This is a genomic window from Paenirhodobacter enshiensis (genome assembly GCF_000740785.1).
Classification (GTDB): Bacteria; Pseudomonadota; Alphaproteobacteria; order Rhodobacterales; family Rhodobacteraceae; genus Rhodobacter; species Rhodobacter enshiensis.
In genome coordinates this window covers 232233-249225 of sequence record NZ_JFZB01000005.1, presented here as the reverse complement: position 1 = coordinate 249225, position 16993 = coordinate 232233, and the positions used below count along the sequence as shown (strand labels likewise).

The window sequence follows — 16993 nt, the reverse complement described above, 5'->3', positions numbered from 1 at the left end:
CGCATGACAACATCGGCCATATCTCTTGAAACAGAGGGCCAAAATCGCGCCAAAATCGACGAAAATCAGGAACTTCGAGCCGAAATACACACGACAAAAGTCGCCATCCGCGACAAGCGGGGCGACCAGGATCGGTTGGGTTCAGGGGAAGATCGGCGCGCCCTCGCGGGGCGAAAGGTCAGCCGGGCCACGAAGGCCCGGCTGAAATGGTGTCTCGGCTCAGCAGCCCCAGGTGCGTTCGAGCAGCGCCAGCCAGTTGCGATAGCCGAGCTTCTCGACCAGCGCTTCGCCGTAACCATGGGCGCGCAACGCCTCGATCAGCCGCGGCAGGCCCGCCACATCGCCCAGAGGCGCCGGTATCTCGGCCCCGTCGAAGTCGGAACCGAGGCCGACCCGGTCCTCGCCGAGGATCGAGATCAGGTGATCCAGATGGCGCAGCATCACGTCGAAGCCGGTATCGGTATCCTGACGGCCGTCCGGACGCAGGAAGGAACAGGCGTAGTTCAGACCGACCATGCCGTTCGATTCCGCGATCATCCGCAGTTGACGGTCGGTCAGGTTGCGCGCCGTAGGGCTGACGGCGTGCGCGTTGGAATGCGTCGCCACCAGCGGCGCGTCCGAGATCGCCGCGACGTCGTTGAAGCCCTTCTCGTTCAGATGGCTGAGATCGACCATGATCTTCAGCGCGTTGCATTCGCGGATCAGATCCTTGCCGGCAGCGGTCAGCCCGTCGCCGGTATCGGGCGAGGAGGGGAAGCGGAACGGCACGCCGTGACCGAAGGCGGTCGGGCGGCTCCAGACCGGGCCGAGCGAGCGCAGACCCGCCGCGTGCCACACGTGCAGCGCGTCAAGGTCGGTGCCGATGGCCTCGGCGCCTTCCATGTGCAGGATCGCGGCGATCCGGCCCTCGGCCATGGCCTGACGGATATCGGCGACCGAACGGCAGATCGACAGCGTGCCGGTGCGCTCCATCCACATCAGGTGGCCGATCTCGGCCACCGCGATGGGCAGGGCATATTCGAGGCTCAGCGCCTCGGGCAGCGGCACGTCATAGGGCGGGTTCTTCCAGTCGTCATCGTAATGGCTGTCACCCTCATGCTCGGGCGAGGGGCACCAGACCGCGAAGAAACCGCCCGCGAAGCCGCCCGCCTGCATCCGCGGCAGATCGAGCTGCCCGGTGCCGTCGCCCTTCAGCCAGATGGTATCGCGGTTGCCCGGCTGCTTCTGCAGCCGCAGCAGGAAGTCGTTATGTCCGTCGAAGACGGGAACGTTGGTCATTTCGGTTCTGCCGGTTTGTAGCCCTCGGACGCGGCGAGGAGTTGCCTTGTGTAATCGGTCGTTGCCGTCCGGGCGCGGAGCGCGTCGCGCGTGAGTTCTTCGACGGCACGGCCGTGTTGCATCACCAGAAGCCTGTCGCACATATGCGCCACCACCGCCAGATCGTGCGAGACCATGACATAGGTCAGCCCGCGTTCGGCACGCAGCCGGTCGAGCAGATTGAGCACCTCGGCCTGGATCGAGGCATCGAGAGCCGAGGTCGGCTCGTCGAGCAGCAGCACCTTCGGTTCGAGGATCAGCGCACGCGCCACCGCGACGCGCTGACGCTGCCCGCCCGAGAGCTGATGCGGGAAACGGAACCGGAAGCCCGGCCCGAGGCCCACGTCGCTCAGCGCGCGCTCGATGCGCTCCTCGCGGTTGTCGAAGCCCTGGATGGCGAGCGGCTCGGCCAGCACCCGGTCGATGGTGTGCCGCGGATGGAGTGAGGCATAGGGATCCTGAAACACCATCTGCACGGTCTTGTAGAAGTCGCGCCCGCGCGGGCTGACGACTTCGCGGCCGCCAAGCTCGATCGCGCCGCCCGAAACCGGGGCAAGACCGCAGATCGCGCGCAGCACCGTCGACTTGCCGGAGCCGGATTCGCCCACGATGCCATAGCTCTCGCCCTCGCGGACCGAGAACGAGACGCCCTTCACGGCATGGACCTGCTGCGGCGCCTCGCCGAAGATCACGTCCAGATTGATTACGTCGAGAAGTCCCATCACAAAGCCCAGCTTGCGTCGCGGTCGAGGGTCGGCAGCGGCCGCACGTCGGTGTCGATTTCCGGCAGGCACGAAATCAGCCCGCGGGTGTAAGGGTGTTGCGCCCGATGCAGCTCCGAGGCCTTCAGCTCCTCGACGACGCGGCCGGCATACATCACCAGAACCCGGTCGCAGAAGGTCGAGACCAGCCGCAGATCGTGGCTGATGAACACCAGCCCCATGCCCTTCTCGCTGACCAGCTGATCGAGGATGCGCAGCACCTCGACCTGAACGGTCACGTCGAGGGCCGAGGTCGGCTCGTCCGCGATCATCAGGTCGGGTTCGGCCACCAGCATCATCGCGATCATCACGCGCTGGCCCATGCCGCCCGAAATCTCGTGCGGATAGGCGTCGAACACGCGCTTCGGATCGCGGATCTGCACCGCCTCAAGCATGGCGAGGGCGCGGTCGCGCTTCTCGGCGCGCGAGCTGCGGCCGTGGAAGGCCAGCGCCTCCATGATCTGCGCGCCGACGGTCATCACCGGGTTCAGGCTGAACTTCGGATCCTGCATCACCATCGACATGCGCGCACCGCGCAGCGCGCGCCATTGCCGGGGCTTGGCGCCGCGCAGGTCGATGCCGTCGAAGCTGAGCTTGTCCGCCGTCACGATGCCCGGTTTCGGCGTCAGCCCGAGGATGGCGCGCCCGGTCTGCGACTTGCCGGAGCCGGACTCGCCCACGATCGCCAACCGCTCGCGCCCGAGGGTGAAGCTGACGCCGCGCACCACCTCGGCCGGGCCCTTGCGGGTGGGATAGGTGACGCGCAGGTTCTCGACGCTCAGAAGCGTATCGCTCATCGGTCCCCCTTCGGGTCGAGCACGTCGCGCAACCCGTCTCCGAGGAAGTTGAAACCCAGCGAGACCACGAAGATCGCCAGACCCGGCATCGTCGCAACCCACCACTGGTCGATCAGGAAGCGCCGGCCCGAGGCGATCATCGCCCCCCATTCGGGCTGCGGTGGCTGCGCGCCGAGGCCGAGGAAGCCGAGCCCCGCCGCCGTCAGGATGATCCCCGCCATGTCGAGCGTCACCCGGATGATGATCGAGGAAGTGCACAGCGGCACCACATGCCCCCAGATGATCCGCGCCGAGGACGCGCCCTGAAGCCGCGCGGCGTTGATGAAATCGCTTTCGCGGATGGTCAGCGTCTCGGCCCGCGCGAGGCGGGCATAGGGCGGCCAGGAGGTGATGGCGATGGCGATGATGGCGTTCTGGATCCCCGGCCCGAGCGCCGCGACGAAGGCGAGCGCCAGCACCAGCCGCGGGAAGGCGAGGAAGATATCCGTCACCCGCATCAGCACCGTGTCGACCCAGCCGCCGAAATAACCCGCGACCGTGCCCACCAGAATGCCGAGCGGCGTCGCGATCACCGCGACCAGCGCGACCACCACCAGCGTGATCTGCGAGCCCCAGACGAGGCGCGAGAAGATGTCGCGCGCCTGCTCGTCCGTGCCCATCAGATGCGACAGCGAGGGGGAAAGCAGCCGCTCGGTGCGCAGATCGCCGCCGATCAGCGGATCGTAAGGCGCGATCAGCGGCGCGAGGATCGCCGTCAGCACCAGCACCCCGATGATGACGAGACCGACCATGGCGAGGGTGTTCGAGCGGAACGCCAGCCAGGTGCGATAGAACTGGCCCAGACGGGCCTGATTGCGCGAGGCGGGCTGATCGCTCAGCAGCCAGTCGCGACGGGTCATGGGAGTGTCGCTCATTTGCCGCGCCTCCGCACACGGGGGTCGAGAACGTTGTAAAGCAGGTCGGACAACAGGTTGATCGCGACGAAGATCGTGCCGATCACCAGCGTGCAGCCCAGAACCGCCGGCATGTCGGCGTTTTGCAGGCTGTTGGTCAGATACATGCCAAGGCCAGGCCAGGCGAAGACCGTCTCGGTCAGCACCGAGCCTTCCAGAAGCCCGGCGTAGGACAGCGCCACCACCGTCACCAGCGGCACCGCGGCATTGCGCAGCGCATGGACCCAGATGATGCGCCATTCCGGCGCGCCCTTCACCCGGGCGGTGATGATGTATTCCTGCGCCAGCTCGTTGAGCATGAAGCTGCGGGTCATGCGGCTGATATAGGCCATCGAGTAATAGCCGAGCAGACACGCCGGCAGCACCAGATGTGCGGCGACGTTCCAGAACGCCTCCCACTCGCCGGCCATCGCCGCATCGTACAGCAGGAAGCCCGTGCCGTCGTCGGGAAGATCATACTGATAGGTGACGTCGATCCGCCCCGGCCCCGGCGTCCAGCCAAGTTTGGCGTAGAACAGCAAAAGCCCCATCAGACCGAGCCAGAAGATCGGCGCCGAATAACCGATCAGCCCGATCACGCGCACCGCCTGATCGGCCAGCCGGCCCTTGCGCACCGCGGCCCAGATGCCGAGGGGAATTCCGACGAGCGTCCCGATCAGCACCCCGAAGGTCGCCAGTTCCAGCGTCGCCGGGAACACGGTGCGAATGTCGGTGGTGATCGGGTTCTTGGTCAGCACGCTTTCGCCCAGATCGCCCGACAGAACGTTCTTCACGTAGATCAGGAACTGTTCCACCAGCGGCTTGTCGAGGCCGAGCTGATGATAGGCGGCATCATAGGTCGACTGGCTGGCGCGGTCGCCGACCATGGCGAGAACCGGGTCCACCGGCACCACGCGCCCGATCAGGAAGGTAACCAGCAAAAGCCCCAGCAGCGTCACCGCCACCGAGACGATCAACCCGCCGGTCTTGCGAAAAAGACGGAGGGCGCGAATGCGCCCTCCGCCGGTCATCGTGGCAGCCGTCATTTCTTGGTGACGTCTTCGTAGGCGTTGTAGGACGGGCCGAGGATGAAGCCGTCAACCTTGTCGCTCATGGCGATCTGCAGGTTGTCCTGGAACATCACAACGAAGGGCGACTCGGCCATGACCTTCTTCTGCAGCTCGACGTAATCGGCGGCACGCTTGTCGGCGTCACGCTCCATCGCGGCAGCCTTGCTTTCCTTGGTCAGCTCCGGGATGTCCCAGGCGTTGCGCCAGGCGAGCGACTTGACCGAAGCGCCGTCCGCGTTGTCCGGGTTCTCGGCGAAAGCCGAGGAGTTGGTGTTCGGATCCTGATAATCCGGGCCCCACGGACCGATGTAGATGTCGTGCTGACGCGCGCGATACTTGGTCAGGGTCTGCTTGCCGTCGCCGGGGATGATCTCGACCTTCACGCCGGCCTGCGCCATCGTGGCCTGGATCGCCTCGGCCATCGCCGTGGTGTCGGGGTTGTTGCGCACGTCCATGGTGACGGTGAACCCGTCCGGCACACCGGCCTTGGCCAGCAGCTCCTTCGCCTTGGCGACGTTCAGACTGTAGGGGGTGTCGTCCACCGCGCCGAGGAAGCCATGCGGCAGGAACGCCTGATGCACGGTCTTCGAGCCCTTCATCAGCGTATCGGCGATGGCGCTGTAATCGACGAGGTATTTCATCGCCTCGCGCACTTCGGGCTTGGCGAGGGTCGGGTTCTTCTGGTTCAGGCCCAGATACCACAGATAGCCGATCTGGCCGGCCTCGACCTTGATGCCCTTCTCGCCCTTCACCGCGGCGATCTCGTCCGGGCCGAGCTTCATCGCCATGTCGAGGTCACCCTTCTCGAGCATGATCCGCTCGGTCGAGGCTTCGGGGATGTGGCGGAAGATCAGGCGCTTCATCTTCGGCGCTTCGCCCGAGTAATTCTTGTTGCGGTCCATGACGACGGAATCGTTCGCCTTCCACTCGCGGATGGTGAACGGGCCCGAGCCGGCATAGTTGGTCTTCAGCCAGTTGTAGCCGAAATCGCCGTCCTTCTCGTGCGACTGCACCAGCTTCTTGTCGAGGATCGAGCCGACGGTCGAGGTCAGGCAATACAGCACGAACGACGGCGCGTAGGGCTGATCCATCTTGAAATCGACCGAGTAATCGCCGGTCTTGACGACCATCTGGTCGACATTGTCCTTGGTCAGGCCGAACTGGTTCAGGATGAAGGCGGGCGACTTGTCCATCTTCACCGCGCGGGTCAGCGAATAGACCACATCGTCGGCGGTGATCGGGTTGCCCGAGGCGAACTTGCGGCCCTGCCTGATCTTGAAGCTGATGGTCTTGCCATCGTCCGAGACGGTCCAGCTCTCGGCAACGGCGCCCGAGACCTTGGAGACGTCCTTCAGGTCGTATTTGACCAGCTTTTCATAGGAGTTGTGGATGAATTCCGAGGTGCTCAGCTCGAACGCCTCGGCCGGATCGAGCGAGATCATGTCGTCGATCGCCCAGCCGGCGACCAGCGTGTCGGGCGGGGTCCCGGCCTGAGCCGGCAGACCGAAGGACGCCTGATAGGCGATGAAAGCCGCAGCGGCCAGCCACTTGGATCGGTGAATCATCTGTTTCCCTTTTCCTGTCGGATGCATCCGCCTGTCATCGCGGAAGTCACGTCATTGCGAGGGCAAGATAGGGCCAGCCCACCCACTGCTGTCAAGATGGGCAGATGCCGAAACAATAAGCGTGATGAGGCCTGCAGCCCGTGCGCTGATTTTTTAACACTTATTCCGGAAAATATCCGCCCCCACGGCCCGGAGAACCGGGGTCAGGACATCTCTTCGATGTTGTGGGCCAGATGATCGAAGCCGCGGCGCAGCGTCTCGCGCTCCTCGGGACCGAGGCCAGACATCACCTGTTCGCGGATCGTCGCCGCCATGGTGTCGAGAGAACACGCCCGGGCATGGTCGGTCAGGAACAGACCGCGCTTGCGCTTGTCGCCTTCCATCGGGCGGCGCTCGACCAGCCCCTCGGCCTCCAGCGCGTCGAGCTGACGTTTCAGTGTCGGCGGCTCGACCTGAAGGGCATGGGCGAGCTGGGTCTGCGTCGTGCCCTCCATGCGCGACAGAACCGCCACGACCCGCCCGCGCGAGAAGGTCAGACCAACCCCCTGCGCAGACTGATCAAGGCGCTCGCGTAACACCCGCATCAGGTTGAGCATCGAATCGAACATGGCATCCCGGGCGACCGGTGCCGGCTGCGTCACCGGATCGGCCTCCGAGGGTTGCGAATGAAAATACATGTGCATGATACATCCGATCTGCGGTGCGGACGCCGGAGCATAAACCCCCGGGGACGCCTGTTTCAATAAAATCCCTGGCGATCAGTCCGCCCGGTTGAAAGGTGACTTTCGCTGCCCGATCCGACAGGCGGCGATGGCTGCCATGTTGAGAATATCTCCCGAAGTCGAGCGCGTCGAGCAAATCTGTATCGGAGATGAGACACCCGTCAGAATCGGGCCGATCACCAGCGCGCCGGCCATCTCCTGCATCAGCTTGACCGAGATCGACGCGGCATGACGCGCCGGCACCACCAGCACGTTCGCCGGCCCGCTCAGCCGGCAGAACGGATAGTGCCGCATCTGATCCATGTTCAGCGCGACATCCACGGTCATTTCGCCATCGTATTCGAAATCGACCCCGCGGGCATCGAGAACCTTCGGCGCCAGCGCCATCTTGGTCGCACGTTCCGAAACCGGATAGCCGAAGGTCGAGAACGAGGCGAAGGCAACGCGCGGCTCCAGTCCCAGCTCCCGCGCGACATGGGCGCCGGCCTCGGCAATATCGGCGAGGTCGGTCTCGTTCGGCCATTCGTGCACCAGCGTGTCGCCGATCATCACCACCCGGTTCTTGTGCAACAGCGCGGTGATCCCGACGGCACCATCGGCCGGGCGGGCATCGAACACGGTGTTGATCCGTTCGAGGATATGCGCCGACTTGCGCGTCGCCCCGGTCACCAGCCCGTCGCCATGCCCATGCGCCAGCATCAGCGCGGCGAAGACATGCCGGTCGCGGGTGGCCATCTTGTGCACATCCTCGGCGTCATAGCCCTGACGCTGAAGGCGGGCATAAAGGAAGGCCTTGTAATCCTCGATCTGCCGGGTGTTGGCGGCGTTCACCACCTGAATCTCGTCATAGGCATCGCCGATCCCGGCGGTCTCCAGCTTCTCGCGGACATCGGCCTCGCGGCCGACGACGATCGACTGCCCCATGCCGGTGCGCACCCATTGCACCGCGGCGCGCAGCACGCGCGGATCGTCGCCCTCGGCGAAGATCATCCGCGCCTGTGCCTGCCGTGCCCGGCCCTGGATCTTTTGCAAGATCGTCGCGGTCGGGTCCATCCGGGCCTTCAGGCTGAGGGTATAGGCCTCCAGATCCGCGATCGGACGGCGGGCGACACCCGTCGCCATGCCCGCACGCGCCACCGCCGGCGGAAGCACATGGATCAGCCGCGGATCGAACGGCGCCGGGATGATGTAATCGCGCCCGAAGGACAGCTTGCGGCCATAGGCGAGGGCCACCTCGTCGGGCACGTCCTCGCGCGCGAGGCGGGCCAGCGCATGGGCACAGGCGATCTTCATCTCGTCGTTGATCGCGCGCGCCTGAATGTCCAGCGCACCGCGGAACAGATAGGGGAAGCACAGCACGTTGTTGACCTGGTTCGGATAATCCGACCGGCCCGTCGCCACGATGGCATCCGGGCGCACGGCATGGGCCTCTTCGGGGGTGATCTCGGGATCGGGGTTGGCCATCGCGAAGATCACCGGATTCGGCGCCATCGTCGCGACCATATCGGGCGTCAGCGCCCCCTTGGCCGACACACCGAGGAACACATCCGCCCCCCGCACCGCATCGGCCAGAGTGCGGGCGTCGGTCTCGGCGGCGTGGGCCGATTTCCACTGGTTCATGCCCTCGGTCCGGCCGCGCCAGATCACGCCCTTGGTGTCGCACATCATGCAGTTGTCGGGCGTCGCCCCCATCGCCTTGATGAGTTCGAGGCACGCGATCCCCGCCGCCCCCGCCCCGTTCAGCACGATCCGCACGTCCTCGATCTTCTTGCCGCTGATCTCGAGCGCGTTCAGCAGTCCGGCGGCGCAGATCACCGCAGTGCCGTGCTGGTCGTCATGGAACACCGGAATATCGCAGATTTCCTTCAGCCGGCTCTCGATGATGAAGCACTCGGGCGCCTTGATGTCCTCGAGGTTGATGCCACCGAACGAGGGCGCCATCAGCTTCACCGCGTTGATGATCTCGTCCGGATCTTCGGTATCGAGCTCGATATCGACCGCGTTCACGTCGGCGAAGCGCTTGAACAGCACCGCCTTGCCTTCCATCACCGGCTTGGAGGCCAGCGCCCCCAGATTGCCCAGCCCGAGGATCGCCGTGCCGTTCGACACAACCGCGACCATGTTGCCCTTGACGGTGTAGTCATAGGCGGTCTCGGGGGCCTCGGCGATGGCCTTGACGGGTTCGGCCACGCCCGGGCTGTAGGCCAAGCTGAGATCGCGCTGCGTCGCCATCGGTTTCGAGGGCACGATATCGTATTTGCCCGGCACCGGATCCAGATGATAGGCCAGCGCCTCCTCGCGCGTGACGCGGTTCTTGTTCGACATGATATTCTCCTCCGATCGTTAAGGTCTTAGTCGCGAGGGCCGCGGGTCTCAATGGATTTGCACCTGACGGACGGCATTTGTAGGATCGCGCCAAATCCGAGAGAGCCATGTCCGAACCCATAGACCCCACCGTTTCCACAGCCCCCGCCCCCGTCACCCCGATGATGGCGCAATATCTGGCGATCAAGGCGGCCAATCCGGGGGCGCTGCTGTTCTACCGGATGGGCGATTTCTACGAGATGTTCTTCGACGATGCGGTCGCGGCCTCGGCTGCGCTCGACATCGCGCTGACCAAGCGCGGCAAGCACGAGGGCGAGGACATCCCGATGTGCGGCGTGCCGATCTTCGCCGCCGAAGGCTATCTTCTGACGCTGATCCGCAAGGGCTTTCGCGTCGCCATCGCCGAACAGATGGAGGACCCCGCCGAGGCGAAGAAGCGCGGCTCGAAATCCGTGGTGAAGCGCGACGTGATCCGCCTCGTCACCCCCGGCACGCTGACCGAGGAAAGCCTCCTCGAAGCGCGGCGGCACAATTTCCTCGCCGCCTGGTCCGAGGTTCAGGGCGAGGGCGCACTGTCCTGGGTCGACATCTCGACCGGCGAATTCCGGGTGATGCCCTGCCCGCTGAGCCGTCTGGCGCCGGAGCTTGCCCGCCTCACCCCGCGCGAGGTGCTGATCGCCGACAGCCGCGAGGCCGATTGCGCCCCGATCGTGCAGGACCTCAAGGCCGCCCTCACGCCCCTGTCGCGTGCGAGCTTCGACAGTCAGGGCAGCGAACGGCGCCTGTGCGCACTTTACCGCGTCGACAGCCTCGATGCCTTCGGGTCGTTCACGCGCGCCGAAGTCTCGGCGATGGGCGCGATCATCGATTATCTCGACCTGACGCAGAAGGGCCATCTGCCGCTGCTGCGCCGCCCGACGCGCGAGGAAGCCGGCTCCATCGTGCAGATCGACGCCGCCACGCGCCGCAATCTGGAGCTGACGCAGGCGCTGTCGGGCGGGCGCGAAGGGTCGCTTCTGCACGCCATCGACACCACGGTGACGGCCGCCGGCGCGCGCCTGCTGGAGCGCCGCCTTGCCGCGCCCTCGCGCGATCTGCGGGTGATCGGCGCGCGTCACGACGCGGTGCGGTTCCTGCTCGATCAGCCCCGGCTGCGCGAGGATCTGCGCACCGATCTGCGCCGCACCCCGGACATGGACCGCGCCTTGCAGCGCCTTTCGCTCGACCGGGCGGGGCCGCGCGACATGGTGGCGATCCGCACCGGGCTGGAACAGGCCAGCCGCATCGCTGAGCGTCTGGCAGATGTCGGCGCGCCCGCGCTGCTCGAAGGTGCGGCACAGGCGTTGACGGGGCACGAGGCGCTGGCGGCGCTCCTCGATGCCGCGCTGGTCGCCGAGCCCCCGCTTCTCGCCCGCGATGGCGGTTTCGTCGCGCCGGGCTATGACGCAGACCTCGACGAGACGCGCCGCCTGCGCGACGAGGGTCGCGGCGTCATCGCCGGGATGCAGGCGCGTTACGCCGAGGAAACCGGCGTCGCCGCGCTGAAGATCAAGCATAACAACGTCCTGGGCTATTTCATCGAGACCACCTCGACCCATGCCGAGAAGATGCTCGCCCCGCCGCTGTCGGAACGCTTCATCCACCGCCAGACCACGGCGAACCAGGTGCGCTTCACCACGCTTGAGCTGAGCGAGCTGGAAACCCGCATCCTGAACGCCGGCGCCCACGCGCTCGACATCGAGAAACGCATCTACGACAGCCTGCGCCAGGCGATCCTCGATCAGGCCGGGCCGATCGGCGATGCCTCGCGCGCGCTGGCCGAGATCGACCTGAACGCCGCCTTCGCGGACCTTGCCGGATCGCAGGACTGGGTTGAGCCGAAGGTCGACGCGAGCCGCGCCTTCGAGATCGAGGCCGGCCGTCACCCGGTGGTCGAGGCCGCACTCCGCCGCTCTGGTCAGCCGTTCATCGCCAATGACTGCGCCCTGACCACCGGGGCAAGCCCGGCGATCTGGCTGATCACCGGCCCCAACATGGCCGGTAAATCGACCTTCCTGCGGCAGAACGCGCTGATCGCACTGCTCGCACAGGCGGGCAGCTTCGTGCCCGCACGGCGCGCCCATATCGGCCTCGTCAGCCAGCTGTTCAGCCGGGTCGGCGCGGCCGACGACCTCGCGCGCGGCCGCTCCACCTTCATGGTCGAGATGGTCGAAACGGCCGCGATCCTCAATCAGGCCGACGACCGCGCACTGGTGATCCTCGACGAAATCGGCCGCGGCACGGCGACCTATGACGGGCTGTCCATCGCTTGGGCGGTACTCGAACACCTCCACGACAGCAATCGCTGCCGCGCCCTCTTCGCCACGCATTACCACGAGATGACCTCGCTCGCCGAGAAGCTCGACGGGGTGGAGAACGCCACCGTCAGCGTGCGCGAATGGAACGGCGAGGTGATCTTCCTGCACGAGGTGCGCAAGGGCGCGGCCGATCGCAGCTATGGCGTGCAGGTGGCCCGCCTTGCCGGGCTTCCGGCCGCGGTGGTCAGCCGGGCGAAAGTGGTGCTCGAAGCCCTCGAACAGGGCGAGCGCTCGGGTGGCAGCAAGATCAAGGCGATGGTCGACGATCTGCCGCTGTTCTCGGCCGCCTGTAACGTGCCCGCCCCCACGGCCGTCCCCGAACCCTCGAAGCTCGAAGAGCATCTGCGCGGCATCCACCCCGACGAGCTGACCCCGCGCCAGGCGCTCGACGCGCTTTACGAATTGCGCGCGCTCTTGCCGGACTGAGCCTTTCGGCTTTCTCCAAATATCCCGGGGGTGCATGGGCCGAAGGCCCGTGCGGAGGGGGCAGAGCCCCCTTCCGCCGCCCGTCCCGAAACCGCCCTCAGGCAGCCCGGAACAGGCTGAAACTCAATCGAAACTCAGGCCTTCGGAGTCGAGCTGACACCGACCTTCGCGGGGCGCAGCAGACGGTCGTGCAACATGAAACCGTGGTCCATCACCTGGATGATGTCACCGGCCGTGGTGCCGGGCACGGGGGCTTCGAACATCGCCTCGTGCTGCTGCGGGTCGAACTTGTCGCCGACCTCCGGGGTGATCGGCTCGATCCCATGACGCTTGAACACGTTGATCAGCTCGCGCTGCGTCAGCTCCACGCCCTCGATCAGCGCCGGGGCGGCCGTGCGCACATCGTCGCCCGCGTGCTCCAGCGCGCGCTTGAGCGCATCGAACACCGGCAGCATGTCGCGCGCCAGCTTCGAGCCGCCATATTGCTCGGCCTCGCGGCGGTCGCGGTCGGCGCGCTTGCGCGAGTTCTCGGCATCGGCCAGAGCGCGCATGAAACGGTCGCGCAGCTCGTCGCGTTCGGCCTTCAGCGCCTCGATCTCGGCACTGGCATCGCCGGCATCGGGGACGGGCAGGTCGTTCAGCTGATCCTCAACCTCGGGCATATCGTCTTTCTTCTCGGTCATCACTTCACCCTCTGCGCCGGGCCGGACAGCAGCCGCCCGACCAGTTGCGCCGTATAATCCACGATCGGAACGATCCGGCCATAGTTCAGCCGCGTCGGGCCGATGACCCCGACCGCTCCGATGATCTTGCGTTCAGCGTTCATATAGGGAGAGACGACGACAGCGGAACCCGAAAGTGAAAAAAGCTTGTTCTCCGAGCCGATAAAAATGCGCACCCCCTCGCCTTCCTCGGTCAGATCGAGGAAATCGGCGATGTCGCGCTTGCGCTCCAGATCGTCGAACAGCACCCGGATCCGGTCGAGGTCCTTCTCACCGTCGAGCAGGTTCGACTGACCGCGCACGATCAGCCGCTCGTCGGGCTGACCGCGGTCGGCCCATTGCGCGAGACCGCTTTCCACCAGCGCCGCGGCAAGCGAGTCGATCTCCTGCCGGCGGGCGGCGATCTCGGCCGCCATCTCGCAGCGCAGCTCGGTCAGCGTGCGGCCCTCGGCGAGCGCGTTCAGGAAATTCGCCGCCTCCCGCATCGAGGAGGGCGTCTGCCCCGGCGGCGGGGTGAACACGCGGTTCTCCACCTGTCCATCGGCCAGCACCAGCACCACCAGCGCCCGATCAGGCGCCAGCGAGACGAATTCGATATGCCGGATCGGCGCTTCCTGCTTGGGCGCGAGCACGAGACTCGCCCCATGGGTCAGCCCCGACAGCGCCGATCCCACCCGGTCGAGCAGCGATCCGACATCGGGTTCCGTGGGGCCGAGTGTCGCCTCCAGCGCCTGCCGGTCCCGGACGTGCAACTCGCTCACCTCCATGAAACCATCGACGAACATCCGCAGGCCAAGCTGCGTCGGCACCCGCCCCGCCGAGACATGCGGACTGCCCAGCAACCCCATGTATTCGAGATCCTGCATCACGTTGCGGATCGTCGCGGCCGAGAGCTTCTCGGTCAGCTGTCGCGTCAGCGTGCGCGAACCGACCGGATCGCCGGTCTCGAGATAGCCCTCGACCACCCGGCGAAACACCTCGCGCGAGCGGTCGTTCAGTTCGGAAAGGATCTGGTTCTTGTCGTCCATGGCGCTCCCTATATGGGCATTAAAGCGCCCCGTTGCGAGAGGTCAATCCGCCCTTGCATTGCGGGCCCGGGCGCCTCAAATGAGACGAAATCTGCGAAAGGACTGACCAATGCGCCCCTCTGGACGTCAGCTGAACGAACCCCGCAAGGTCTCGATCGAGACCGGCGTGACGATGCACGCGGAAGGGTCGTGCCTCATCAAGGTCGGCAACACGCATGTGCTGTGCACCGCGACGCTGGAAGATCGCGCGCCGTCCTTCCTGAAGGGGACGGGGCTTGGCTGGGTGACGGCGGAATACGGGATGCTGCCGCGCGCCACCAATTCGCGCACCAAGCGCGAGGCGGCGATTGGCAAACAGTCCGGAAGAACGCAAGAAATTCAGCGTCTTATCGGCAGATCGCTGCGAGCGGGAATTGACCGCTCGGCGCTTGGCGAACGGCAGATCGTGGTCGATTGCGACGTGATCCAGGCCGATGGCGGGACGCGCTGCGCCTCGATCACCGGGGGCTGGGTCGCGCTGCGGCTGGCGGTGAACAAGCTGATGAAGGCGGGGCTGATCGTCTCGGACCCGATCGTCGATCATGTGGCGGCGATCTCCTGCGGGATCTATGGCGGTCAGGCGGTCTGCGATCTGGACTATGCCGAGGACAGCGAGGCCGGGGTGGACGGCAATTTCATCCTGACCGGGCGCGGCAAGCTGTGTGAAGTTCAGATGTCAGCCGAGGGCGCGACCTTCACCCGCGATCAGATGAACCAGCTGATGGACCTGGCCGAGGCCGGCGTGGCCGAGCTGGTCGCCGCACAGAAGGCGGCGCTGGCATGAGAAAATTCACAGGAAAGAAGCTGCTGTTTGCCACCCACAACAAGGGCAAACTGGCCGAGATGCGGGCTCTTCTCAAGCCATATGGCATTGAAGTTCTTAGTAATTCTGACTTCAATCTGCCGGAACCCGCAGAGACCGAAACCACCTTCGTCGGCAATGCCCGCATCAAGGCCCATGCGGCCGCGAAGGCGACCGGCCTGCCCGCGCTGTCGGATGACAGCGGGATAGAAGTCGATGCGCTCGACGGTGCGCCGGGCGTCTATACCGCCGATTGGGCCGAAACCCCGAACGGGCGCGATTTCGTCATGGCGATGACGAAGACCTGGGAGGCTTGCGAGAAGATCGCCGCGCCCCTGCCCCGGACGGCGCGGTTCCGCTCGACCCTCGTTCTCGCATGGCCCGACGGGCATGACGAAGTGTTCGACGGCAAGATCGAAGGGCAGCTCGTGTGGCCGATGCGCGGCGCACAGGGCCACGGCTATGACCCGATGTTCCAGCCCGACGGCTTCGACATCACCTTCGCCGAGATGGACCCGGCCGAGAAGAACCGTATCAGCCACCGCGCCAATGCGTTCCGCAAGCTGGTGAGCTGCTTCTCCTCGCGCCAGAACATCTCCGGCGGTTCGCGCTACGAGCCGGTTCTGGGCTATTCGCGTGCCGTGGTTCAGGGAGACTGGTGCTTCGTTGCCGGCACGACCGGGGCGGATCCCGCGACCAAGACCTTCCCGGACAGCGCGCTGACCCAGACCCGGAACGCCCTTGCCACGATCAAGGCGGTTCTGGAGGGCGCGGGCTTCCGGATGGAGGATATCGTGCGGGCGAATTATGTCATCAAGACAGGCTCTCTCGTCGAGGAAATCGCTCCTGCACTGACCGAATACCTGGGAGAAATCCGGCCCGCGGCGATGATGATCGTGGCCGATCTGGTCAATCCGGCGATGAAAGTCGAAATCGAAGTGACGGCGTTCCGCGGATGAGCGACGATTGGCGGCACGGAGGCTTCGGCCTGTATCTTCATTGGCCGTTCTGTGCCGCCAAATGCCCCTATTGCGACTTCAACAGTCACGTCGTCGCCTCGATCGACCAGAAGCGTTGGGAGCGCGCCTACCTGGCCGAGATCGACCGGATCGCCGCCGAAACCCCCGGCCGGATCCTGAACACGGTGTTCTTCGGCGGCGGCACCCCTTCCCTGATGAACCCGGAACTGGTGGCCGCGATCCTCGACAAGGTGCGGCGCGCCTGGCCGCTGGCGAACGATCTGGAAATCACGCTCGAAGCGAACCCGACCAGCATCGAGGCCGGCCGGTTCCGCGGCTTTGCCGAGGCCGGGGTCAACCGGATCTCGATGGGGATGCAGGCGCTGAACGACGAGGATCTGCGGCGGTTGGGGCGAATGCACACGGTGGCCGAGGGACGCAAGGCCTTCGACATCGCCCGGGCCCAGTTCCAGCGCGTCAGCTTCGATCTGATCTATGCCCGACAGAATCAGGATCTTGTCGGTTGGGAAAGAGAACTGCGCGAGGCGATCTCGATGGCGGTCGATCATTTCTCGCTTTACCAGCTGACCATCGAGGATGGCACGGTCTTCGGCCGTCGCGCCGCCGTGGGCAAGCTGCCGGGGCTGCCGGATGACGACACTGGGGCCGATATGTATCTGAAAACGCAAGAAATTTGCGATCAGGCAGGGCTATCGGCCTATGAGGTGTCGAACCACGCCCGCCCGGGATCGGAGTGCCGGCACAACCTGGTTTACTGGCATTATGGCGACTATGCAGGCATCGGACCCGGGGCGCATGGTCGGCTGACACTGAATGGCGTCCGTCATGCCACCGAAGCACCAAAAGCACCCGGCGCCTGGCTTGAGGCGGTCGAGCAGCACGGCAATGGCGAATCCCTGCGCGATCCCCTCCCCCGCGAGGATCAAGCAGTGGAGTTTCTGCTATTTGGCCTGCGACTGGCAGAGGGGATCGATCCGCTTCGGTATCGGAACCTGTCCGGAGAGAGCCTGCCATCTGACAAGATCGCCGATTTGATCGACATGGGTCTGCTGGAACCGCGGAACGACCGAATTCAAGCTACGGCATCAGGACGTGCCGTGCTGAACGGCATCATTCGTGCACTGATGCCCTGACCCCAAAGACGGCGCAG

At 65.5% G+C, this 16993-nt stretch carries 14 protein-coding genes and 1 pseudogene; 5 read left to right on the top strand and 10 right to left on the bottom strand.

Translation table 11 applies throughout. The features are described from left to right. Positions 1-219: 219 nt before the first annotated feature. The 8 genes from CG50_RS04075 to CG50_RS04040 all read right to left on the bottom strand — a co-directional run bounded on the left by CG50_RS04075 (position 220) and on the right by CG50_RS04040 (position 9489). The gene (locus CG50_RS04075; RefSeq protein WP_036635460.1) at positions 220-1278 is read right to left on the bottom strand and encodes a dipeptidase; all 1059 of its coding nucleotides are present in this window, start codon (positions 1276-1278) and stop codon (positions 220-222) included. Next, positions 1275-2039, bottom strand: coding sequence for an ABC transporter ATP-binding protein (locus CG50_RS04070; protein ID WP_036635459.1), 765 nt, complete (start codon positions 2037-2039; stop codon positions 1275-1277). Before CG50_RS04070 ends, CG50_RS04075 begins: the two co-directional genes overlap by 4 nt. Further along, positions 2039-2875, bottom strand: a complete 837-nt coding sequence (locus CG50_RS04065; protein WP_036635457.1) for an ABC transporter ATP-binding protein — start codon at positions 2873-2875, stop codon at positions 2039-2041. The genes CG50_RS04070 and CG50_RS04065 overlap by 1 nt, the downstream gene beginning before the upstream one ends. After that, positions 2872-3774: an ABC transporter permease gene (locus tag CG50_RS04060; protein WP_036635454.1), complete on the bottom strand. Its 903-nt coding sequence runs from the start codon at positions 3772-3774 to the stop codon at positions 2872-2874. Before CG50_RS04060 ends, CG50_RS04065 begins: the two co-directional genes overlap by 4 nt. Before the next feature lie 11 nt (positions 3775-3785). Beyond that, positions 3786-4853 carry an ABC transporter permease gene (locus CG50_RS04055; RefSeq protein ID WP_036635451.1) on the bottom strand — a complete coding sequence of 356 codons (1068 nt, stop codon included), beginning with the start codon at positions 4851-4853 and terminating at the stop codon, positions 3786-3788. Next, positions 4850-6442: an ABC transporter substrate-binding protein gene (locus CG50_RS04050; RefSeq protein ID WP_081880270.1), complete on the bottom strand. Its 1593-nt coding sequence runs from the start codon at positions 6440-6442 to the stop codon at positions 4850-4852. The genes CG50_RS04055 and CG50_RS04050 overlap by 4 nt, the downstream gene beginning before the upstream one ends. Before the next feature lie 203 nt (positions 6443-6645). After that, the gene (locus CG50_RS04045) at positions 6646-7125 is read right to left on the bottom strand and encodes a MarR family winged helix-turn-helix transcriptional regulator (protein WP_081880269.1); all 480 of its coding nucleotides are present in this window, start codon (positions 7123-7125) and stop codon (positions 6646-6648) included. 75 nt (positions 7126-7200) lie between these two features. Further along, positions 7201-9489: an NADP-dependent malic enzyme gene (locus CG50_RS04040; protein ID WP_036635446.1), complete on the bottom strand. Its 2289-nt coding sequence runs from the start codon at positions 9487-9489 to the stop codon at positions 7201-7203. Between the two features lie 107 nt (positions 9490-9596). Here CG50_RS04040 and mutS point away from each other — a divergent pair, with 107 nt between their 5' ends. Next, positions 9597-12272, top strand: coding sequence for a DNA mismatch repair protein MutS (mutS, locus tag CG50_RS04035; protein ID WP_051909476.1), 2676 nt, complete (start codon positions 9597-9599; stop codon positions 12270-12272). 134 nt (positions 12273-12406) lie between these two features. Here the strand turns inward: mutS and CG50_RS04030 are convergent, their stop codons facing one another. Both CG50_RS04030 and hrcA read right to left on the bottom strand, forming a co-directional pair. Then, positions 12407-12955 carry a nucleotide exchange factor GrpE gene (locus CG50_RS04030; protein WP_036635444.1) on the bottom strand — a complete coding sequence of 183 codons (549 nt, stop codon included), beginning with the start codon at positions 12953-12955 and terminating at the stop codon, positions 12407-12409. Then, positions 12955-14022 carry a heat-inducible transcriptional repressor HrcA gene (gene hrcA / locus CG50_RS04025; RefSeq protein WP_036635442.1) on the bottom strand — a complete coding sequence of 356 codons (1068 nt, stop codon included), beginning with the start codon at positions 14020-14022 and terminating at the stop codon, positions 12955-12957. Before hrcA ends, CG50_RS04030 begins: the two co-directional genes overlap by 1 nt. A gap of 109 nt (positions 14023-14131) precedes the next feature. Here hrcA and rph point away from each other — a divergent pair, with 109 nt between their 5' ends. The 4 genes and pseudogenes from rph (at position 14132) to hemW (ending at position 16976) form a co-directional block, all read left to right on the top strand. Further along, complete coding sequence (gene rph / locus CG50_RS04020) at positions 14132-14845, top strand: ribonuclease PH (RefSeq protein ID WP_036635439.1); 714 nt, start codon at positions 14132-14134, stop codon at positions 14843-14845. Further along, positions 14842-15444, top strand: a pseudogene (gene rdgB / locus CG50_RS17280) (RdgB/HAM1 family non-canonical purine NTP pyrophosphatase); the annotation flags it as partial. The gene rph and the pseudogene rdgB, both read left to right, overlap by 4 nt. Then, positions 15430-15822 carry a RidA family protein gene (locus CG50_RS17405; RefSeq protein ID WP_245615600.1) on the top strand — a complete coding sequence of 131 codons (393 nt, stop codon included), beginning with the start codon at positions 15430-15432 and terminating at the stop codon, positions 15820-15822. The pseudogene rdgB and the gene CG50_RS17405, both read left to right, overlap by 15 nt. Continuing rightward, a complete protein-coding gene (gene hemW / locus CG50_RS04010; RefSeq protein WP_036635437.1) occupies positions 15819-16976 on the top strand; it encodes a radical SAM family heme chaperone HemW in 1158 nt (385 codons plus the stop codon). The genes CG50_RS17405 and hemW overlap by 4 nt, the downstream gene beginning before the upstream one ends. The last annotated feature ends 17 nt before the right edge of the window (positions 16977-16993 follow it).